Genomic DNA, 21,084 nt, shown 5'->3' with positions numbered 1-21,084 from the left:
CTGCTCCATCAGTTTAAAGTTCGTTAAGCCGGGTACCGGTTCAGTGCATCGAACAACGGCTGCAGGTGACTTTCAAAGTGCCGCCACTGATCCCTTCCCGTTTGGTATATGGGCTGGCGCACTTGTTGTGAGCTTGGTGTTTTCACCACGCGCTCAGTGTTATAAAACGATAAGCACTGCTCCTCAAAAGGCAGCCCGCAATAGTCGAGCATACGATGTACCTGCCCTTCCAAATCATCTAAGACATCTTCATGCTGAACGCGCAGGATTTGCCCGGGAAATAACTCGTCCCAGTGCTTCATCAGCTTTTCGTAGGCCACGTAGTACCGCCCGATTTCGTTGAGCCCATAGGTGAATTCCTGCCCATCGCCAAACAATTGCTTATAGCCACTGAAACAGCACGCAAATGGCTCTCGACGGGCATCAATAATTTTTGCGTGAGGAAGTATGCTTTTGATTAAACCAATGTGCATAAAATTGTTTGGCATCTTGTCAATAAAATACGGTGCACCCGCGCGATAGCAGCGGGTATCGTCAATGTACTTTTGCCCAAGAAGTCGGCGCTGCTCGCTTGTCAAATCAGCAAGGCTGTGGGGGTAGGCTTTTTTTCCTCCGCCAAGGCTGGCAGCAATCCCCATAATATTATGCAATTCCATTGTGCCGTCTACGCAGGAATGAGAAGCAAGGATCTGCTCAAGTAATGTAGAGCCGGCGCGTGGTAAGCCTACAATAAAAATGGGATCGGCTATGTCACAACCTGCATCGCCTAAGCCGGATAACTCTGCTGGACAAGCCTCAATTTGAGCCTCAACTGCCCTTTCAACAGGTTCAATATTAAACCGGCTGGTACGCAATTTTAGTGAGTTCGCCCGCGCATAATACTGAAATGCTTCATCGTAGTGCTGTCGATCTTCCTGTGCTTTTGCTAAAGCAAACAGAAGGTGAATTCTGTTTTCGATAGAAAGACTAGTACTTTCAAGTTGCTGCATAGCCTCTATTTCTTGATCGCTGAATGTGTAGGTTTTGGTGTTGGCTAAACTCCAGTAGGCGTCGCCGAGTTCGGGCGTTAATGATGCCGCTTTTTGGTACGCGTGCAATGCATGAGCAATGTTTCCTTTCGCTTTGTATGCATGACCGAGGGCTAGCCAAACACCAGGCAGGTTTTCCTGCGCTTCCAGTCTTTCCATAAAAATAGCAATGCCGTCATCAAGTTGGCCTAGCCCAACCACCGCGTTCGCTTTGGTGACAGAAACCGCAACATTTTCAGGCTGCTGCTTCAGCAAACGATCAGCTACTTTTATTACCTGTTCATACTTTCCTAACTTGTAAAGCAAATTGAGATAGCTTTGTGCGGCGGCTTGATTCTCAGGATACAGTGTTGTGCAACTTTCCAACAAAAATTCCGCTTCATAAAATACATTTAGTTGCATGCCGATTTCTGCGAGCAGAACCATGCCTTCCGGATGATGTTTATTCTCCTGCAAGAATTGCCGACAGACTTTATCGGCAGCATGAAACGCGCCTTCATACATCAAATCGTACCCGCCCAATACAGGTTTTGGCAGGGAATTAAGCGCAGCAACTTTTTGTTGGGCAAGTGCAAAAGCATTATGCTGCTCCTGTTGCTGATAAATAATTATCAATTGCTGCCAGCTCGGGAGCAAAGCGGGGTTGTGTAAGGTGGCATGGTAGAAGCAGGCCGCAGCTTCTTTGTTCGCCTCAAGAGCAAGTAAACAATAACCTTTTTCCTGATAAGCTCTGCCGTAATCAGGTCGCAGTACCAGCAATCTGGTGAGCGAGGATAACGCCTCACTATAGTTCTTTTGTATGCGATAAATAACGGCATCAAGATATAGCAGCTCAGCTTTTTGTCGTTCATCAGCAAGACTATCCAAATGCATATCTATGAGAGATTTTGCCTCGGCCAGTCGCGCCTGCTGCACCGCCCGTTTTACTTGCGCTGCGATATCTTGTCCATCTACTTCCATCATAACTCACCAAGTCTAATTGGAAACGGCAAGCGTAAGCGCTTGCCGCTATTTTTTACTACCGCGTAATACTAATCCGCTGATATGGATTAGTATAAGCCTAACGTCTGTCGATCTTTGCCGTCCGAATTTTCAGTAAACCTGCTTTAATTGTGCAGCGAACCATGAAGCCTTTTCGCTACAGAAAAGTCAGCTAAATAAGTATTGAGCAACAACGAGCAAGACAGATTCACGACAATTCCTTCGGGTAGCAATGATCAACTGGTCCTAGTAATAATCGTAAGAAAAGCGCAAGCCAATAGTTCTCGGACGATTAGTAACCACTTTTGGCGTAAATTGTTGGGTATCAATATTCAAGACTGCATTTTCATCAAATACGTTATCAATATACAACTCTGCCTTCCAATCGTTCTTAGTTACACCCATCGCCAAGTTCGCGATAATGTAGCTGTCTTGAACATAACGACCGCCACGGAAGGTATCCCCGTCAGCGTCACTGTATGTCACGCCCTCATAGACTGCTGCTTCCTCTTCAATTTCGAGTCCAGAGCCCGTGCCGTAAATTAGCTGCGTGGCGTCTTCCATAACATAAGCACCCATTACCATGCCCGCGAGCCTGTCACCCGTATAAGCCACTGAAGCGTTTACGTACCCGGTCCTTGACTCTGGAAGCTCAAAATAATATCGAGCATTAATGTTACCGGAAAATTTTGCAGAGTAAGGTAACCTTGCCCCTTCTCCTGGCGCTATTCCTTGCAGCTCCGTATTTATCCGTGTAAGTTCGGTATCTAATAGACTGATTGCAGAGCTGATTACTAAATCGTCGGTAGCCAGCCAGGTAATATCTGCATCCAATCCTCTAATTTCTGCATCGCCCACATTATCGGTAAATACCAGGAAGCTGATGTTAGTCGGATCGAAACGTGAGGTCTGCAAATCCTGAATTTCAGAATAATACGCGGTAGCATTCAACCTCACCTGACCGTCAAAAAAGTCGCCTTTTAAACCCAGTTCATAATTATCCAGGGTATCAGTGGTGGAATAAACAGGAATACGGAAGCCTTCAAAAGCGCCAGTCTGATTACTCGCCTGACCACCACCTACACGGTTAGTGACGGGAGGACGAAAACCTTCAGCATAGGTGGCAAACAGCAAAATGTTGTCTGTCGCTTTCCAGTCGAATGAAAACTTATAGATCGTATCATCGACGGTTAGGGTGCCGTCGGGATCCAGTGAACCCACTTGCAGCTGACCACTTTCTACAGCAGCTAACACCGCTTCGGGATCTTCACCCACAGCTTCTAGCTCGTCCGTATCCAAAGAGCCAAAAGCTCTTATTCTGCGGCTGACATCCACAGTGGTGGTCGACCCTTTATAAGTATCATCTATCTGATACCAGCGCGCACCAAAACTGGCTGTAAGAGTGTCAGTTAAATCGTATTCCAGTTGACCAAACAGAGCATATTGTTCAATAGTATGGGTGACATCGTTAACAAAGCCTACCTCTGAAGGAAAAGGACCGCCGTTGCTGTTAATACCTTCGCTACCAAGAAGCGTGCGCGCCATATCGGGAAATTTTTCAGTGCTGGGGATCTTAAACTGACCAATGGTAGCCACCTCCTGCTTATCATAGAAAATCCCTGCGGTTACACGCCAAGGCGCATCAATAGTAGTGTTAAACCGCAATTCATGGGTATTTCGCGTTGAAGTAGTGTCTTCTTTATAGAATTTAGTGGGATCTAAACAGGTTTCATCCGCCGCATTAACATTGGCACCGTAATTACATACATAATATGCAGAAAACAAACCGCCATTGGTATAGCCGGTGTAGTCGACCAGAGTATCAATCTCTCTGTCTAAATAGCCGCCGGTATAGAGAACATCGAGCTTTTCCAGTCGTCCTTCCAAGGTCCAGGTTGTCAGGCCAAATTCGTCAGTGTTTTCTTCCGGCTGAAAGCGGTTGGTTGAGCTTTGCCCTTCCAGATTCGGATCGTAGGCAAATACACCTTCGGTATCCAACGTTTGCTGCGTGTGCTGAACCAGCAGATCCCAATTCTCATTAAAGATATAAGATAAACCGAAACGTGCCCCTGCATAAACGGCATCATTAAAATCATCTTCAATTAGCGCGTCATTTTGTGGGGCCACGACGGGAGTGTTTTCCGGGTCAGCCAGCACCCCGCCAGAGATTCTGTCAATTACCACCGCACTGCCAGTATAGCCACCGTTACCTGGCTGGTTTTCGATATTATCAATCCAACCGCCTTGTTTATCGTTATATGCGGCCACGCGTACTGCAAGCTTATCAGTTAGCGGCATGTTTATATAAGCTTCAACAGCGTTACTTATTTCGCCGCCTTTAGTTGAAGCCAATGACATATCCAATCCAGCGGCAAAACCGGAATGATTAGGCTTTTTGGTGATCATTCTTACGGTTCCAGCCTGAGAACTGGCACCAAAAAGCGTACCTTGCGGCCCGGGTAATACTTCAATCCGCTCTACGTCCGTGGCATATACATCCAAATTACGGCCAGCCATAGATACCGGCATTTCATCCACATAAAATGCCACGGATGGCTGTAGCGCCTGAACAGACGAAAGCATAATGCTGGATTGTGTTGTTGCGGCACCGCGAATGTAAATTTCGTTTTGTCCAGGACCCGTTCCCTGAAACGTAACGTTTGGCAGAAACTCTACATAGTCTCCAAAGTTGTCGATACCAAGATTTTCTAAGGCTTTACCGTTTAACGCGGTAATCGCAACCGGTACATCTTGAATTGATTCGGTGCGCTTTGTCGCCGTCACTTCAATGGTTTCAATTTTTGCCTTCGTATCACTTTCCTGCGCATAAATATGCGTAGAGGTGAGCGCAGCCAAAATTGCGCAGCTAAGCTGTGTTTTTCGCATGAGTGTATTCCTTGGTCTATAATCTTTTTATTTGCAATATTTACCTGTTACTGCTGCTGTCGATTGCACCAGATTGAAAAATAGACGTATTGCATTATATGAACTTAAATTGAAATTTTACCTTCTTCTCTAACTATATTTATATAGCGAGAGGCGATATAATACATGAAATCAATAGGTTCTGCAGAAAAGTGGCAAAAAACTAGATTTGACTACTAATAATTACAGTAGAAACTTAAAAAGCACCGTCTTCCAGCAGAAAAATGTTGGCTTTGATAGGAGGAAAGTAAAATTAAAACATCTCATTCAGATCAAGATACTAAAGAGTTAAGCGCCAACGATTCCGAGGCAGGCCAGCTTAATAAACCTGTATTTATTTCCTCGTCGCTGCTTATCATCGCTTTACTTATTTTTGCCGTATCCTCGCCCGAGGTAGCCAATACGTTTTTCCAGCATTTATTGGACGTGATAATTAAAAACGGTAGTTGGTTTTATATTCTGGCTGTGGCCATAATTGTCCTTTTTGTCACTTTTCTTGGGCTTTCCAGCTACGGTAATATCCGCCTCGGACCTGACCATTCAAAACCTGAATTTTCCTTACCCACCTGGCTGTCGATGTTATTTGCGGCGGGGATGGGTATCGGATTGATGTTCTTCGGTGTAGCAGAGCCGTTAATGCACTTCATGGACCCACCCACCGCCGATCCGAATTCTGTAGAAGCTGTGCGTGAGGCGATGAAAACCACGTTTTTTCATTGGGGAATTCATGCGTGGGCTATCTACGCGGTGGTGGCGCTCGTCTTAGGATATTTTGCTTACCGGCACAATTTGCCCCTTACCCTGCGTTCTGCACTATACCCGTTTATTGGCGATCGCATTTACGGTTGGGCTGGTCATCTGGTTGACATTTTTGCTGTGACTTCAACTATTTTCGGGATTGCAACCTCTTTAGGTGTGGGCGCCTCGCAAATAAACGCTGGACTAAATTACGTATTTGAGCTTCCTAAAAGTACTACGGTGCAGATCTCGCTGATGGCAGGCGTAGTCTGCATCGCCATAGTTTCAGTGGTAACCGGGCTTGATAAAGGCATTCGTCGCCTTTCGGAAACGAACATGCTGCTGGCAGTGGCATTGCTTATTTTTATTTTGATACTTGGACCAACGGTGTTTTTGCTACAGGCCTATCTGCAAAACACTGGCGCATACTTGTCTGATATCGTAAGAAACACTCTTAACCTATATGCCTACGAAAAAACCGACTGGATTGGCGGCTGGACTATCTTTTACTGGGGCTGGTGGTTGGCTTGGGCACCTTTTGTTGGCTTATTTATCGCCAGAATTTCTTATGGACGCACAATTCGTGAGTTTATTTTAGGTGTGCTACTTATCCCTTCACTGTTCACACTGCTGTGGATGACAGTATTTGGCAATAGTGCTATCGACTTAGTTTTTTCCCAACACAACGTCGCGCTTGCGTCGATGGTGGATCAGGATACTTCCGTAGCGCTATTTGTATTTCTGGATAACTTTCCGTTCAGCCAGTTTTTAAGTGTGATTGCCGTACTGATGGTAATCATCTTTTTCATTACATCCTGTGATTCAGGCGCTATGGTAGTGGATATGCTTTGTTCCCACGGAAGTAACAACACTCCCGTGTGGCAGCGTATTTACTGGGCAGTAGGTGTTGGGGTGGTAGCATCTATCTTACTTTACGCTGGTGGTCTTGATGCCCTACAGACAATGACCATTGCGTCGGCGTTACCGTTTGCGATAATTCTGCTGGTTTCTCTACTTGGGTTGTTAAAAGCGTTGCGGGTTGAAGCGTACAAACGGGAAAGTTTACAAATTCCCGCCGTGCAATCTGCCGATAACGAGACAAACCAGAACTGGAGAGATCGACTGGAAAATATTGTCAGTTATCCAAATAAAGTTGCCGTTTCCCGCTTTATGAAAAAAGTTGTTTTACCCGCTTTTAAAGAAGTTGGCCTGGAATTAGAGAAACAAAATTTCGAAGTGGTCATCATTGAAGATGAAGAGCATATGAAATTTTCAGTCGCCATGGGCGACGAGCCTGAATTCGTTTATGCCGTTTACCCGACACCGACAGCTCAGCCTGATTTTACCGTAACTGAGGGTGAATCATTGGACACAGACGGCGACCAGACGTACTATCGCGCCGAGGTCCACCTGAGTGAAGGCGGGCAGAATTACGATATCATGGGGTGGTCAAAACTTGCTGTTATCAATGATGTTATTGATCATTACCATAAGCACCAACACTTCCTACATTTAATGAAGTGATACAATAAAAGATGTTAAGTAGGATTACTTTAGATGCGTAAAGAAGAAGAGCTACTGGTCGCACTACGGCGGGTTATTCGCGCCGTAGATCTGCGCAGTAAACAACTCAGCAGAGATGTGGGATTAACAGGGCCACAGTTGCTGGTTATGCAGAACATTGGAACCAGCCCCGGCATCATGGTACGGGAAATAGCTGAGAACATTACTTTAAGCCCGGCGACCATCACCAATATCCTCGATCGGCTGGAAGCCAGGGGATTAGCTACGCGTATTCGCAGCACGACGGATAAACGCAAAGTGGGCGTATATTTATCTGATGAAGGGAAAAGCGCGCTGCATAATGCGCCGCGGCCATTGCAGGAACATTTTATAGAACGGTTTAATCAGCTAAAGGAGTGGGAGCAAAGTCAGCTGGTTTCCACTATGCAAAGAATTGCGAGTATGATGGATGCCGAAGATATTGATGCATCGCCGTTTTTAGAAGTGGGGAATATTATGGATAAGCCTCTTTAGCTTTATTTAGCTTTTTGCGGATTGGGTCGCCCACCGGTGACCTTATCGGCTCTCCCCTCTTCTTTCGCTTTTTCGGCGCGGCGTTTACGCACTTCTTTGGGATCAGCAATTAAACTGCGATAAATTTCAATTCTGTCTCCATCTTTTACGGTATCTTTCAGCTTTACTACGCGACTCCAAATCCCTACCTTTGTCGCATTTAAATCAAGATCGGGGTACAAATCGCTAATTCGAGATGCGGCTATTGCTTCTTCTACTGTCGTCCCTTCAGCAACCGCTAATTCTATTAGAGACTGCTTTGTCGGCAAGGCATACGCTACTTCAATGTTAAGCATTCTGGGCGCCATCAGTAAACCATTCTCGCACGTTCGGTGAAGGCATTGACCATACTAGAAGCCAGGCTGTTAAAAATTTTGCCAAAAGCCAGTTCGGTCAGCTTATTGCTGAATTCAAACTCAAGATTCAGCTCAATTTTACAAGCAGTCTCCGATAGTTCGGAAAACGTCCAACCCCCTGTTAACCGTTTAAACGGCCCTTCAATCAGCGTCATTTCAATGTGTTTAGCCGGCTCTAGCGTATTAAGAGTGGTAAACCATTGTTTTACTCCTGCCTTTGCTACCAGTAAAGAGGCCTTCATTTTTTTCCCTTCCTGAGACACAATTTTACTGTCTTTGCAGCCGGGTAAAAACTGCGGGTACGACTCCACATCATTAACCAGATTAAACATGGCTTCAGCACTAAAGGCGACTAACGCGCTACGGTGGATACTCGGCATGTACGCTCGCTTGCATTTATTTCGGAAACAATAAGTTTATCATGAGATATTCCCGCCACCTACCCTTCTGTTTTCTGAAGATTGCCCCATATCTGCTGTCATATGATGAATTATCCCATTATCACCTCTTTGAAATTAAAGACATTACCGTAGCAATCGGTATAATAGCGCCTATGAAAAAGAACAAAGCTAAAAATTCGACCGGTACCATCGCGCTGAATAAAAAAGCACGACACGATTATCATTTAGAAGACAAGCTGGAAGCCGGAATGGCGCTTCAGGGTTGGGAAATCAAAAGTATTCGTGCCGGAAAAGTAAATCTTACTGACAACTACGTTATCATCCAAAATGGTGAAGCTTTATTGGTAGGTTGTCGTATTGCGCCTCTTACCCAAGCTTCTTCCCACGTCATCTGTGAACCGGAACGGGCGCGTAAGCTGTTGCTAAATAAGAAAGAGATTAACCGTCTTATTGGTGCCCGCGAACGTGAGGGTTATTCCATTGTGGCCACGGCAATGTATTGGAAAAAGTGCTGGGTGAAACTGGAAATTCACCTTGCTAAAGGTAAGCACGCTCATGACAAACGTGACGCGGTTAAAGATCGTGACTGGCAGCGCCAGAAAGAACGCGTAATGAAGAGCAGTGTTTAAATAAGCACTATTTTTTTGCCTCTTTTACTTTTCTTTTTCCTGCGCCCAGGCAGCCATATATGTATGGTAACGCTTAGTCATTTTGCGTCGGTGAAGTAGGTCAAGCAATAAACTGTGAAAAGAAGATGGATGTTTAAGAGGCGTAAGATCATTTCCCAGCCTTCGAAGCTCCCGCCGTACCTTTGCCATTTTCACAAAACTTGCTAACGTTTTGTCTCGCCAATGACAAACGGGAGCTACGCCTTGATAATCGGCCTTTATTTGCCATTTCTTCGCCAGATCCGGAGTGGATGCCACGGCTGAGCCCATGCCCGCGAGTGCGCAACCTTGTTCAATTACCCGCTCCGCCACTGCAAGCCTTCTAATTCCTCCGGTTGTCATCACAGGAAGCGATGTTGAAGCCGCAATCCTTTTAGCAAACTCCAGAAAATAAGCTTCTTTAGGTAACGTGCGTTCGTTATGGGTTCGTCCTTGCATAGCAGGCGATTCGTAACTACCTCCTGTAAGCTCAACCACATCCACCCCTACGCCTTCAAGCATAGAGACCACGACCTGGGCGTCATCAATATCAAAACCACCATGCTGAAAATCAGCGGAATTCAGTTTCACCATAATAATGAAATTGCTACCGCAACACGCGCGGATCTGGCAAACAATGTTAAGCAGCAAACGGGCGCGATTCAGTAAGTTTCCACCCCATTCATCTTCACGCTGGTTCCACAACGGCGACAGAAACTGCGTTAGCAGATAACCATGAGCCGCATGAATTTCAACACCATCAAAGCCAGCCTCTTTCGCTCTCACTGCAGTGGTAACAAAACGGGCGCAAATTGTGTGAATATCACTGCCCTGCATGGCTATCGGTTTTGCAAATAAACTTGAATGCCGCCCCATATTCAAGCTAATTGCAGAAGGAGCCAACGCTGTATCCCTCATAGCTTTTAACACCTGTCGCCCGGGATGATTAATTTGCATAATGGCGAGGGCGCCGCCGGATCTAATAATTTTTGCCCATTGTATAAATGGTTCAATGGGTGAATCAGCCTCAAGCGCTACGCCACCCGGGCCAGTCATAGCATGGCGATCAATCATAACGTTGCCGGTGATTATCATCCCCAGGCCGCCATGAGCCCAATAGCGGTAAAGGGAAAACAATGCGTGGTCAGGTAACAGCCAGCGCCCTGACATATTTTCTTCCATCGCCGCCTTGACCAAACGGTTGCGCACGGTTTTACCACAAGGCAGGGTAAAGGGAGTGTAAACTATAGACGTTGAGCTCATAGATACTTCGACGGTGAAAAGGCCGCCATACTTTAAATGACCTGAGGTAAGAATGCACCCGTTGATATTCTCTGACGTCCTCATACTTTGAACAAAAACAACGAAGTGAACAATTTTTGAACTTTAGTTACGGAAGGTTGCGCTAAAAAGTAGCTATGCTTAACTTCAAACTGGGTGGCTTATAGTGTAGGAATAGTAAAGCGTTTATCGCAGCGCTATCATCCGCCTTCTTCCCACAGCTTAGTTAGTACGAGGTTTTTCAATGCAAGACGTGCAACATATCAGCATCGCTATTGCGCGGCCTCCAGATGCCGTATACCAGTTTGCAGGGAATCCGGCCAATCTTCCGCAATGGGCTGCAGGAGTTGCAGGGGCTGAAATCCAACAAGAGAATGATATCTGGATTGCTCAAGCACCGTTTGGGAAAGTGAAAATCAGGTTCGCTCAGCAAAACGCGTTAGGTGTGATGGATCACGACGTAGAGCTTGAGTCGGGCGAAACTTTTCACAACCCAATGCGAGTTGTACCTAATGGTGAAGGTAGCGAATTGATATTTACGCTTTTCCGCCACCCGGGTATGACAGATGACGAATTTGCTGCAGATAAACTGGCCATTAGCAATGATTTGCAGACGCTAAAAGAACTGCTTGAATCGGCCGCGGGTTAATCGTACTACAGTTAACCCCTCCCCCTCCTGATCTGCTTTAGGGAGAAAGCAAAATGAAATTATATCGGTATGCTAAAGTTGAAACAGAAATACTCGGGCTATTGTTGCTAACAGCAAGCATGTGAGCGCTAGTCGCTGCGGTTGTTATTATTTTTTATATATACTCAGTGGCGGGTTTTACCTATGGCGAGATAGTATTTCGCATAACCGTGACGCGCTTAGCTTCGGCTAATGCTTTTTGGCGGCATTGCAGCTGCTGTCGTTGCTATAGAAAATTACTTTGCGAGACTGGTTTTTAATCCGGTGAAATTGGCAAACCTATAGAACGTCGTTGGCCTTTACAGACTGCTGGTCTTATGGCTTTTATTCTATTATGAAGTAAGGACGACCTTACCGCTCACTTTAATTCTGGGGACGACCCCAATTTTTCGGGGTGAACCTTATGGCATGGATAATTCTTTTCTTCGCTGGCATTAGTGAAGTCGCATGGGCTGCAGGCCTAAAATATGCGGACGGTTTTACCAAACCACTTCCTTCTGCTTTAACATTATTCTGCCTGATAATCAGCTTTTTACTGTTGGGATTGTCGCTGAGAACCCTGCCGTTAGGCGTGGCCTATGGCGTATGGGTTGGCATTGGCGCCGTCGGCACCGCAATAGCGGGAATAGTATTTTTTCATGAATCAGTAAGTCTGTTAAAGCTTGCCAGCATTGGGCTGATTCTTTTGGGAGTAATCGGTTTAAAACTGGCTTCGTAATGAAAGCCGGAATTTAAAGCTGGTTACCTACGGCTTACCCGCGGCTTCGAGAACTTCTGTGTGAACTTTTTACCTTCAAAGCGTTCATACAATATGGAAAAGGGAGAAGTTCTTACGTTTTACCAGGATGTGAATGGTGCGTTCACTTACAGTACTGAAGTTCGTTGTTGTACTGTGGTGCAGTTCAGTGTAAGATCGCTTTTAAATCAAAGCTTACCGCAAGTTAGTAAGTTTTGACGTACCTAGCAATAGGACGTCCTCGGGGCTGATTAGGATTCGACAGGATCTAGGAAGCTGGAGGTGCATGCAGAGGAGCGGTTTGCCTCTTAAAAAGCCGCATTTAAATAGTCGCAAACGACGAAACTTACGCACTAGCCGCTTAATACCCGGCATAGGCCCTTCCACCTCAGCTTTGTTTGCTAGCGAGGGTTCGGAAGGTCATATAAGCAAACTAGCGAGGGAAACTTTCCTGAGGTTGAACCGCGAAATAGTATCAGGACAGCTATGACGTATCCTGTTTGTCGGAGACCGAAATAGTTAAATAAAAGACAAAATAAGCATGTAGTACCAAAGGTAGACATTTTCTGGACGCGGGTTCAAATCCCGCCAGCTCCACCAAATGATAAGGCCCTGCGTCGTAAGACGTGGGGTTTTTTGTTTGTGCTGGTTGCCGTTGAATAAAGATTGCTTTGGTTCACAAACCGTTGGGGACAATTCGCACGTCGCCGGCGCCCAGAGGGTCAGCGCCTTGAAAAGCGCTGAGGATATTCTTGGTAGCTTCACCATATGCAGGGTTAGCCAAAGACCACAAAAAAGGCTCTAACCGGTAAGGTGTAGAGCCTCATTGTCTCCTGAGATTTATTATCCAGTGACATCTACGATTCTCAAGAATTAGGTAGTACTACTACCAACGTTTTCCTCACGAGTTTGCTACTGCAATTTTACTGTTCCTTTCATAACCGCAATGTGTCCGGGGAAGGAGCAAAAGAACATATAATCTTCTTCTGGTTTTATTTTATCTACCTGAAACGTAACAGATGTTTTTTCACCTCCGCCAATAATTTCGGTATGAGCAATGACCCGTTCGTCATCGGGTTTAATGTAGTCATTATCTAAGCCTGCTGTCATACCATCACTCGCCACGGCTTGTGCATTAGATGCTTTAGTGATTACAACGTTATGCCCCATCGCATTTTTAGGAAGCTTTCCTGAGTGAGTAAGATTAACGGTGAACTCTTCGCACGATTTGTCGATGACAAATTCGTTTTTATCGTACTTCATCGCGTCAGTGCTATCGATGTTAACTTCGCACTCGGCAGCCATTGCCGACGTTGCCATGGCTGCACACGCAAAAGGTATTGCCAGATATTTAATCTTCACGGTTTTGTTCTCCAGGTTAAAGAAAAATAAAAACTGCCTCTTTCGCAAATTAACTGCGTTGGAGGCAGGTTCAATATGAGTTTAAACGGAAGATATACGTTTTTTGATTTGTTATGTGAGCAACAGTTTTAGAGCAGGACGAAAATAATCCAGATTACCTCCGCTCAGCTGAAAGGTAATTTACCGGTCGAAGCGCTGCCGGATAATCGTGGAAAGACTCTATAACTGTAGCTACACCGCGGTGGCTTCCCCATAGCGGGCCAGCATTAACAGTTCGCCCGCTTACCTTAAGGCTTTTTCCACGGTAATGCCTAATCGCTTAGCCAATCTTGCCAGGTTCGCTCTATCCATGCTTACCGCCTCTGCTGCCGCGGTCCAGTTAAAGCCATTGCTTTGCAACGCGTCGCGGATGATCGCACGCTGAAATGCTTCGGTCTCATCTCTTAGGCTTATCGACTGCGTTTGTAGGTCAGCTGCGCGAGGTTCAATTCGAGCTGGCACTTCTGTTTGTTCAAAGGGAAGACTCAAAGAATCTGCATCAATGGGGACTATCGCCTCTGACGATTTCTTTCTTTGTACATTAATTGCCGCACGACTAAGGGAATGTTCAAGTTCTCTTACGTTACCTGGCCAGGAGTATTGTTGTAAGGCTAATTCTGCAGAAGACGTTAGACTGAGCTGACGAAATCCCAGCTTTCTTGCAAGCCGTTCCAAAAAATAGTTTGCCAGTAGCAGGATGTCACTTTTACGTTCTTTTAGCGGCGGTACACTGATTGGATAAATTGCCAGGCGATGGTATAAGTCTAGCCGGAAATTGCCCTTATCAGCTTCTGCGAGTAAATTGCGATTGGTGGCAGCAATAACGCGAACATTCACAAGTTGGATCTCGTCTCTACCCACGGGTTGTATCTCCCCGCCTTGTAACGCTCGAAGCAACTTACTTTGAATATTGAGAGAAAGTTCGCCAACTTCATCCAGAAACAGTGTTCCGCCGTTGGCGAGCTGGAATTTCCCCACTCTGTCTCTGTCAGCTCCCGTAAAAGCTCCTTTGACGTGACCGAATAATTCGGATTCCGCCAATGTTTCTGTTAGAGCGGCGCAGTTCAGGTAAACCAAAGGCTGATGCTTACGCAACGAATGATAATGCACATTTCGGGCAACTAGCTCCTTTCCCACACCAGTTTCGCCTGTAATAAGCACGGTAAAATCGGACGGCGACACAAGAGAAATATCGGCTTTCAGCTTCTGCATCGCTGTACTTGTGCCAATCATTTCACCGCCATCTTTTGCAAATACGTCCTGGGTGAGTTCGGATACAAGCTGGCTGGCATGCGATGCGGACTCTTGCAACGTTGCTAGCAACAGCGCCGACTTTAACGTAGCGCTCGACAGCGCCGCGAGAATTTCCAGAGTGTCATCACTAATCTTGTCGAAAGCCTGTGGCGCCAGACTGTCCATGGACAACACGCCTATCAATTCGCCATCAGAGTGCAAAGGCAATCCTAGACAGGAATGTACAGCTAAATCATCTTCCGGGCTGGACAATAGACCATCAAAGGGATCAGGAAGATTACTGTCGGATGGAAAACGGGTGGGCAAGGTGTCTGCACAGATTTGCTCTAACCGAGGATGAGCGTCAATGTCAAACCTTCTTCCCATTGTGCCCGGAGCCAATCCTTGGACAGCTAAAGGGATCAAAAGCCCGTCCTGCTTTCGCATTAACGCTACCGCATCGCATGCTATTACTTTTCTTACCGTAGTCAGTAGTCGCCCAAAACGATCTTCGTTGTTCAGGCTGTTTGCCAAATCCACGGCAATTTTAAGTAGCAGATGAACATTGTCGTTATTCATATAAACCCATGTGAGTCAAAAAGACACACCTTCACTATGAGTCACTTTGACTCAAAGAGCAAATTTATTTATTTATGTTATTGAAAATTAGGCGGAAACAATATTGGCATTAGCTGTGCAATTCTCTAGTAGCCAACTATCGGAGATGATAATGAATTCTGCCTTTAACAATCGCTATATTCGCCTACTACGAATGTCTAATATCGCCATGGCAATAACGCTGATGCTACTCGTGTCTACCGTACTGATTTGTTACCCGTTCTCTGAATATTTTTCGGTTCCCACTCAAATCGCCAGCCATATATTGATGATCGTTATCGCCGCTGCTCTTAAAATAAGCTACGTGTCGCGGTGCGTTGCGCTGCACGAATTACGCATGGAAGTAAGATAACCGTGAAGATAAACAACCGATTCGCTTGTGCTCCGTTCAGATTGTTTTTTCTTGCTTCCAGTGTGTGGGCGGTCCTCGCTCTGTTGTTGTGGGGGCAGTTCTTTCTGCATGGCTTTACGCTATCTGTCAATCCTGTGTTCTGGCACGCTCACGAGATGCTATTTGGTTTTGCTGTGCCTGTAGCTTTTGGATTTATTTTCACCGCAGCCCGCCACTGGACCGGTAAGCAGGCAACCCTATTGTCCTACCAGCTATTCCTGTTGGCGCTGTGGCTGTTGTGTCGGTTTACCTTTTTTATTCCTTTTCTTCATTCCCATAATGCAATTTTTATCGGCGTACATCTTACCTGGTGGGTGTCCGCCCTTGCCGCGCTTTACCGTCAGTTGCTTCACAAACAGTCTGGCACTTACGCCGGTCATTTCCTCATCTTCTTCGTTATGGCTATGGTTGATATCAGCATGCTTATTTTACAACGTGAAGGAGCTCAACAGGAAGTGCAGGTGTTATTGACTACCGCCGTTTTGCTATTTTGTGTGCTGATTGGATTGATAGGTAGCAAAATACTACCGTTTTTCACCCAGCGAGCAGTTGCGGGTTATCAGGTCCGCCGGCGACCACGGCTGGAGAAATTGACCTTTGTTATTACCGCAGTGAGCGTCGTTTCCTTTTTTACTTCGAAATGGTTTGCCGTTTCCTCACTTCCAGGTTACTGGCTGATAGCCGCAGGTTTTCTTAACGCCACGCTGTTGATCAGTTGGCACACCAAAGGAATATGGCATCACCCGCTCTTATGGTCGTTGTACGTTGCTTTCGGGTTCATGAGTCTAGGGCTGTTATTTTGCGGCATTAGTTTTTTCGCGTTCTTCGTGCCGTTTAACGATGCGCTACACCTTATCACCATTGGCGCTATGAGCAGCATGATGCTAGCCATCATGGTTCGGGTGTCGCTGGGTCACACAGGCCGCGTTGTTCGAGCGCCTCGCTATTTCGGCCTGGCTTTAATTCTGCTTTTCGGCATTGCGTTCATACGTATGCTGGCGTTTCTGTTTCCCTCTCCGCCGCTTATCTGGTCGATTACAGCGTGGGGAGCCGCATTTGTTATCTCACTTTTTGTTATTCGCTTTGGCGCTATTTTGCTTCGTCCCCGAATTGATGAAGCCTAACCTACAGGACAGTTTGATGCTTAGCCAACACACAATCCATACCGTAAAATCCACCATCCCGTTGCTGGAATCAGCTGGGACGTCGGTGACCGACTATTTTTACAACCGCATGTTCAGACATAATCCTGAACTTAAAGACACTTTTAACATTAGCAATCAGAAAACCGGTAAACAGCCATTCGCTTTGTTCAGCGCTATTGCTGCTTATGCTAAGAACATTGACAATCTTGATGCGCTTGCCCCTCTGGTTGAACGCGTTGCACACAAACACACCATATTTTTTATACAACCCGAACAGTACGCGATTGTAGGGCATCATTTAATCGAGACACTCCGCGAGTTGGCGCCTGAAGCATTTACTCCTGACGTTGAGCAAGCCTGGAGCGAGGCTTACCAGTTTCTTGCCGATATTCTCATTGGTAAAGAAGCAGCACTTTATGAAATGTCTCGTCAAAAACAAGGTGGCTGGTACGGCCTGCGCTCATTTAAAGTAGCTGAGAAAAAAGTAGAGTCGGACCTGGTAACCAGCTTCCGGCTAAAACCCGTTGACGGCAAACCAGTCATAACCTATACGCCGGGGCAGTATTTAGGCGTTAGTATCAAACCGGTTACAGAAGTACACAACCAGATTCGCCAGTATTCCCTTTCTGATAAGCCTAACGGTGAGACCTATCGTATTAGCGTTAAGCGGGAAACAAATCCCGAAAAAGGCATTGTTTCACATTATCTCCATGAAGCTATCAAAGAAGGAGATACACTTGATGTGTATCCACCTGCTGGCGCTTTTTATCTTCGCGATAGCCACAAACCTGCAGTGTTAATATCAGCAGGCGTCGGGCTCACGCCGATGATGTCGATGTTAGAAACAATGAAAGCCGACAATCCGGAACGCAGCGTTTACTTCCTGCACGCTTGTGAATCTGCGCGTCAGCATTCTTTTAAAACAAGGATAGAAGAACTCGCTGCAACAGGAATATCTATCGCGCCGATGTTCTGGTATATACAGCCCCACGAGGAAACTGGAGTATACCAGGGGCTAATGGAGCTCTCTCCCGTTGCCCATGATTTACCCCTTGCAGATGGCGAATTTTATCTCTGTGGCCCCACCGGCTTTATGGCGTTCATTAAGCACCAGCTGATAGCCATGGGTGTTAATGAAGCAAATATTTTTTACGAAGTATTTGGCCCCCACGACGACCTGTAACTGTCGATAATTTGTTGCCCCACATTCTCGGGGCAAGATCGCGAAGTTTTCTCGAATGGCAGATAAAAATTCTTGAAATTAGCTGCTGGAGCTGGGATGCGCCAGCAGAGTCATATTGAATGATTTTTCCCCTGAATGATGGTTTGTGCCGCTGTTACCGCCCATGTCTCTGGCGCAGCTTAAAAAACAGAGGTTAAACTCTCGTTACGCGATGAAGACGTTTAAGCGCAATTTCTTAAGAAAAGCATGTTATCGCGCCTCGCACGCTTTTATGTTTGATATTCAAATACGCTTAAATGCTTCTGTGTACAAAACAGGAGTTCATCTAGTTGCTAGCGTCCTTGCACAACTGGACTTTCCTCACACTTACTTACCGGTGCCGTTTAAAAGGCGGGCGGCCACTATAATCTGTGCTGTCTTGATTCTTGATTTCTTCAAATTGAGCAATATCGATAACCCGGAGCCGTTCTACTTTTCTTTGATAAGGCGGTTTACCTGACATATCTACTGTTCTCACTTCTACCCATTCCATGGCGTTTTCCTGGGAAAGGGCTTCAAACTGCGCGACATCTTGTACAGGCAAGGTTTCAAATTTACGCGTGAATGGCGGTTTGCCGGTGCGATCTACTACCTGCACCCGCACGGTGTCTACTGCTTGGCTTTCATGCGTGGCTTGTGCGCTGGCCCCTCCTGGAAGGGCAATCACACACATTCCGCTTAGTAAGGCTAAAGTTTTCATTGTCATATTCGTCTCCACCAGCAATTGTGACGTTTACCAAGATGTTTGATTAACCTCACTATTATATATTTGAGAACAATAATAATAATGGCGTTTCATGATAGCAGTTACCTATCACCTAACGGCTATAACGGAATCTTCTTCTATGAAGCTGCACCTATACTGCGCATTGTTTAATTTGTGGTGCACCAATGTGTTTCGCCTTGATCGCGCCGTAAAAATAATTCCCTGTGCTTTCAATAAGATAGTAAACGGCCTTAAAATTGCCATTGTTATTCCCATTAGATATGGGGAATAGCGATGACAAAATGGTGCGCACTGCTACTGATGTTGATAGTGGTCACCCCGTCCGTAGTGGGAAAAGATTTTGATCATGAACTTACTCTTCTTGCCAGTTCAGGAGGGACACTTTATGTTGAGGCGTCCTTTGGCTCGTCCCTCACCACAAATTTTATGGTAGATACGGGTTCGGGCATGGTGACAGTTAATAAAGAAACTTTCCAAAGACTAAATAAGCTCGGCGATGCTGTACCCGCTGGAGTGTCTGCCGCTCGCCTGGCAAACGGTAAAATTCAAAAGGTCAGGCTGTATCGCGTTTCGCACTTTCAGTTGGGGGAGTCTTGTGATTTCAATGACGTAGAAGTGGCAGTGATTGACAAGGGCAATAACATTTTAGGCATGAGTGTGCTTTCTCGCATTGCTCCCTTTGCTATGCATATGAACCCGCCGCGATTGGCGGTTTCCAACTGTATTGAATCTGCGTTAGAGAATGAAGCAGAGACTGTGGCTTCATTGCCCCGCTCCTGAAGTAGGAAATCCGGTCAGCAGGAACGTCTACACGCTCCCTTTACTTTCTTATTTTCCCGTTGGTAGCTGACTGACAATGGCGGTAGTGAGAATGCCAACCATAATGGTAACGGTGAAGCTGATAAGCGTGCCTAACATTACATATTCTGTGAGCTTCTTGTCCTGATCCTGCCGCAAATCGCCAAAACGAAATACTGACTTAGCCGCCATTAGAAAACCAATGGCAGAGAACTGATTAAGTAGAATAAAGGTCAGGATCAATATTCGCTCCAGATATCCGATCCCTTTTCCTGCCGATGCCAGCGATCCTTCGGTGTCCGGTAATTTTTCTCGCGCTACATCCTGTTTAGGCGAAGGTTTAGCATGCTCAGTTAGCTGCTTTGTCCAGGGTTCGAGGAGCATTGTAATGATTACGGAGGTAGGCTTTAGAATAATGAGATAAGCAACCACAACTACTATGTGCTTGTATGACAGACTGGGTGAATTTACCAGTTTTATGAAGGCAGGCACTTGTTCGGTGGCAATTATCCATACCCCTATTAACACCAGCGCGTGGGCAACCTGATCAGCAAGAAATGCGCGCATACTCTGAGGCCTTTGATAAGACTTAATCCAATCAATTAGCCAGTGGCTAGCGAAAACAGTTGCCGCTAAAATTACCGTAGCGCCAACCTTTTCATCGGTAAATAATAACAGAACCGTTAGCGTTAGTATTCCATGCACCAAAGCATGCGCAGTAAGTTGTGGGGATTTATGGTGATCTCTATTACGGCTGGCTACCCACCTATACGGCTGCAGATAAAAATCCCCTACCAGATGAGCCAATACTAACATGCTGAGTAAAACCCATTCGTTCATAGGTTCATTTCCTTTACACTTTCTTTGAAGTAATCGCAGTATTCATCAATAAGTTGATAACGGCTGGCGAGCAGTAGCTTGGTAGTGTTGCTGCGTGTTTTTTTTAGCTTTTTCGCAACCGCTTCATGTGACTGGTTGGCTGAAGTTATGTAACACAGCAAGGTTTCAGCCTGTATTGTGGTTAACCCCAAAAGATGCGCGTCCACAAATTTAGTCAGTAATGTCAGCTTATTCTGAAGCAGTTTGTCGTTACTATTTATAGTGAGGTACGCGTTTTTCATGCTGTCTAATCCTTTCCCTGAAAGCACAAAGGCTTCGCCGGTTGAGCTTTTGACATCGTGACGCAGCAGCATTGCTTTGCCAATTCCGATACTTTGTCTAACGCTAAATGCAGGCTCTGATGTCTTTAATGCCAAGCGCAGTATAATGGCGCCCTCGATTGCCTCTGACGGATTATCGAAGATAATCTGGAAAGAATCACCCCGAAAGATATCGAATTTAATGGAACAACGTTTTTCTAACTGGGAAAACGTACTGTTCAGGGCATACAACAATTTTTCGTAATGTTCAGGGGGAATTTTTTGAGAATTGACGATGTCGCCGGTGAGAACACCGATAGCGTTTTTTTCCATTTTGCTCACCACCTGCTTTGTTGTACAAGTTAATCTTTTAGTGTGGGAGTATTATAAGTCACAAATTTAAAAGTTACCATACTAAGTAACATAAGAAAAAGTTACCCGAGAGATTCACTTGGTGTCTGCTGCCCTCAAAACTCGCTTTTTTGGAAATACAGCTTTTCATTGCGCCACCGGTGGCAACGGGATAAATTAACGACATTATAACGAAACCTGA

19 protein-coding genes and 1 other RNA gene are annotated in these 21,084 nt (G+C 45.8%); 10 read left to right on the top strand and 10 right to left on the bottom strand.

Going from position 1 to position 21,084, the window contains the following annotated elements; all coding sequences use genetic code 11:
* Positions 1-23: 23 nt before the first annotated feature.
* Positions 24-1,991: a tetratricopeptide repeat-containing sulfotransferase family protein gene (locus tag CA267_RS17390; protein ID WP_232367571.1), complete on the bottom strand. Its 1,968-nt coding sequence runs from the start codon at positions 1,989-1,991 to the stop codon at positions 24-26.
* A 264-nt stretch (positions 1,992-2,255) separates the two neighbouring features.
* Complete coding sequence (locus tag CA267_RS17385; RefSeq protein ID WP_075609614.1) at positions 2,256-4,895, bottom strand: TonB-dependent receptor; 2,640 nt, start codon at positions 4,893-4,895, stop codon at positions 2,256-2,258.
* A gap of 291 nt (positions 4,896-5,186) precedes the next feature.
* Between CA267_RS17385 and CA267_RS17380 the strand changes: the two genes are divergently transcribed.
* The gene (locus tag CA267_RS17380) at positions 5,187-7,196 is read left to right on the top strand and encodes a BCCT family transporter (RefSeq protein WP_075609615.1); all 2,010 of its coding nucleotides are present in this window, start codon (positions 5,187-5,189) and stop codon (positions 7,194-7,196) included.
* A 33-nt stretch (positions 7,197-7,229) separates the two neighbouring features.
* Positions 7,230-7,709, top strand: a complete 480-nt coding sequence (locus CA267_RS17375; RefSeq protein ID WP_075609616.1) for a MarR family winged helix-turn-helix transcriptional regulator — start codon at positions 7,230-7,232, stop codon at positions 7,707-7,709.
* A 2-nt stretch (positions 7,710-7,711) separates the two neighbouring features.
* On the opposite strand, the gene CA267_RS17370 is transcribed toward CA267_RS17375, so the two are convergent.
* The gene (locus tag CA267_RS17370; protein ID WP_408609397.1) at positions 7,712-8,044 is read right to left on the bottom strand and encodes an RnfH family protein; all 333 of its coding nucleotides are present in this window, start codon (positions 8,042-8,044) and stop codon (positions 7,712-7,714) included.
* Positions 8,045-8,055: 11 nt separating this feature from the next.
* Positions 8,056-8,484, bottom strand: a complete 429-nt coding sequence (locus tag CA267_RS17365) for a type II toxin-antitoxin system RatA family toxin (protein WP_075609618.1) — start codon at positions 8,482-8,484, stop codon at positions 8,056-8,058.
* A gap of 173 nt (positions 8,485-8,657) precedes the next feature.
* Between CA267_RS17365 and smpB the strand changes: the two genes are divergently transcribed.
* Positions 8,658-9,134 (top strand): SsrA-binding protein SmpB, encoded by a 477-nt coding sequence (smpB, locus tag CA267_RS17360; RefSeq protein ID WP_075610086.1) that lies wholly within the window; start codon positions 8,658-8,660, stop codon positions 9,132-9,134.
* A gap of 24 nt (positions 9,135-9,158) precedes the next feature.
* Here smpB and CA267_RS17355 read toward each other — a convergent pair whose 3' ends face one another.
* A complete protein-coding gene (locus tag CA267_RS17355) occupies positions 9,159-10,415 on the bottom strand; it encodes an oxidoreductase (RefSeq protein ID WP_075609619.1) in 1,257 nt (418 codons plus the stop codon).
* A 262-nt stretch (positions 10,416-10,677) separates the two neighbouring features.
* On the opposite strand from CA267_RS17355, the gene CA267_RS17350 reads away from it, so the two are divergent.
* The 3 genes from CA267_RS17350 to ssrA all read left to right on the top strand — a co-directional run bounded on the left by CA267_RS17350 (position 10,678) and on the right by ssrA (position 12,457).
* On the top strand, positions 10,678-11,082 hold the full coding sequence (locus CA267_RS17350) for an SRPBCC family protein (RefSeq protein WP_075609620.1): 405 nt from the start codon (positions 10,678-10,680) through the stop codon (positions 11,080-11,082).
* A 442-nt stretch (positions 11,083-11,524) separates the two neighbouring features.
* Positions 11,525-11,839 carry a DMT family transporter gene (locus CA267_RS17345; RefSeq protein ID WP_075609621.1) on the top strand — a complete coding sequence of 105 codons (315 nt, stop codon included), beginning with the start codon at positions 11,525-11,527 and terminating at the stop codon, positions 11,837-11,839.
* 261 nt (positions 11,840-12,100) lie between these two features.
* Positions 12,101-12,457: a transfer-messenger RNA gene (ssrA, locus tag CA267_RS17340) on the top strand.
* 312 nt (positions 12,458-12,769) lie between these two features.
* Here ssrA and azu read toward each other — a convergent pair.
* Both azu and norR read right to left on the bottom strand, forming a co-directional pair.
* The gene (gene azu, locus CA267_RS17335) at positions 12,770-13,219 is read right to left on the bottom strand and encodes an azurin (RefSeq protein ID WP_321174023.1); all 450 of its coding nucleotides are present in this window, start codon (positions 13,217-13,219) and stop codon (positions 12,770-12,772) included.
* 282 nt (positions 13,220-13,501) lie between these two features.
* Positions 13,502-15,070 carry a nitric oxide reductase transcriptional regulator NorR gene (gene norR / locus CA267_RS17330; RefSeq protein WP_075609622.1) on the bottom strand — a complete coding sequence of 523 codons (1,569 nt, stop codon included), beginning with the start codon at positions 15,068-15,070 and terminating at the stop codon, positions 13,502-13,504.
* A gap of 151 nt (positions 15,071-15,221) precedes the next feature.
* Between norR and CA267_RS17325 the strand changes: the two genes are divergently transcribed.
* The 3 genes from CA267_RS17325 to hmpA are packed head-to-tail and all read left to right on the top strand — an operon-like array spanning position 15,222 to position 17,828.
* On the top strand, positions 15,222-15,461 hold the full coding sequence (locus tag CA267_RS17325) for a hypothetical protein (protein ID WP_083638469.1): 240 nt from the start codon (positions 15,222-15,224) through the stop codon (positions 15,459-15,461).
* Positions 15,462-15,463: 2 nt separating this feature from the next.
* Positions 15,464-16,624: an NnrS family protein gene (locus CA267_RS17320; protein WP_075609624.1), complete on the top strand. Its 1,161-nt coding sequence runs from the start codon at positions 15,464-15,466 to the stop codon at positions 16,622-16,624.
* 16 nt (positions 16,625-16,640) lie between these two features.
* On the top strand, positions 16,641-17,828 hold the full coding sequence (hmpA, locus tag CA267_RS17315) for an NO-inducible flavohemoprotein (RefSeq protein ID WP_075609625.1): 1,188 nt from the start codon (positions 16,641-16,643) through the stop codon (positions 17,826-17,828).
* Between the two features lie 370 nt (positions 17,829-18,198).
* On the opposite strand, the gene CA267_RS17310 is transcribed toward hmpA, so the two are convergent.
* Positions 18,199-18,573 carry a hypothetical protein gene (locus CA267_RS17310; RefSeq protein ID WP_097349239.1) on the bottom strand — a complete coding sequence of 125 codons (375 nt, stop codon included), beginning with the start codon at positions 18,571-18,573 and terminating at the stop codon, positions 18,199-18,201.
* 294 nt (positions 18,574-18,867) lie between these two features.
* Here CA267_RS17310 and CA267_RS17305 point away from each other — a divergent pair, with 294 nt between their 5' ends.
* Complete coding sequence (locus CA267_RS17305) at positions 18,868-19,374, top strand: retropepsin-like aspartic protease family protein (RefSeq protein ID WP_075609626.1); 507 nt, start codon at positions 18,868-18,870, stop codon at positions 19,372-19,374.
* Positions 19,375-19,422: 48 nt separating this feature from the next.
* On the opposite strand, the gene CA267_RS17300 is transcribed toward CA267_RS17305, so the two are convergent.
* Both CA267_RS17300 and CA267_RS17295 read right to left on the bottom strand, forming a co-directional pair.
* The gene (locus CA267_RS17300) at positions 19,423-20,232 is read right to left on the bottom strand and encodes a DUF3307 domain-containing protein (protein WP_075609627.1); all 810 of its coding nucleotides are present in this window, start codon (positions 20,230-20,232) and stop codon (positions 19,423-19,425) included.
* Positions 20,229-20,864 carry a hypothetical protein gene (locus tag CA267_RS17295; RefSeq protein WP_075609628.1) on the bottom strand — a complete coding sequence of 212 codons (636 nt, stop codon included), beginning with the start codon at positions 20,862-20,864 and terminating at the stop codon, positions 20,229-20,231. The genes CA267_RS17300 and CA267_RS17295 overlap by 4 nt, the downstream gene beginning before the upstream one ends.
* Positions 20,865-21,084: the final 220 nt, after the last annotated feature.

The organism is Alteromonas pelagimontana, assembly GCF_002499975.2.
In the GTDB taxonomy this organism is placed as follows: Bacteria; Pseudomonadota; Gammaproteobacteria; order Enterobacterales; family Alteromonadaceae; genus Alteromonas; species Alteromonas pelagimontana.
Note: the sequence above shows the minus strand (reverse complement) of the source record. Positions and strands in the feature narration are given on the sequence as shown.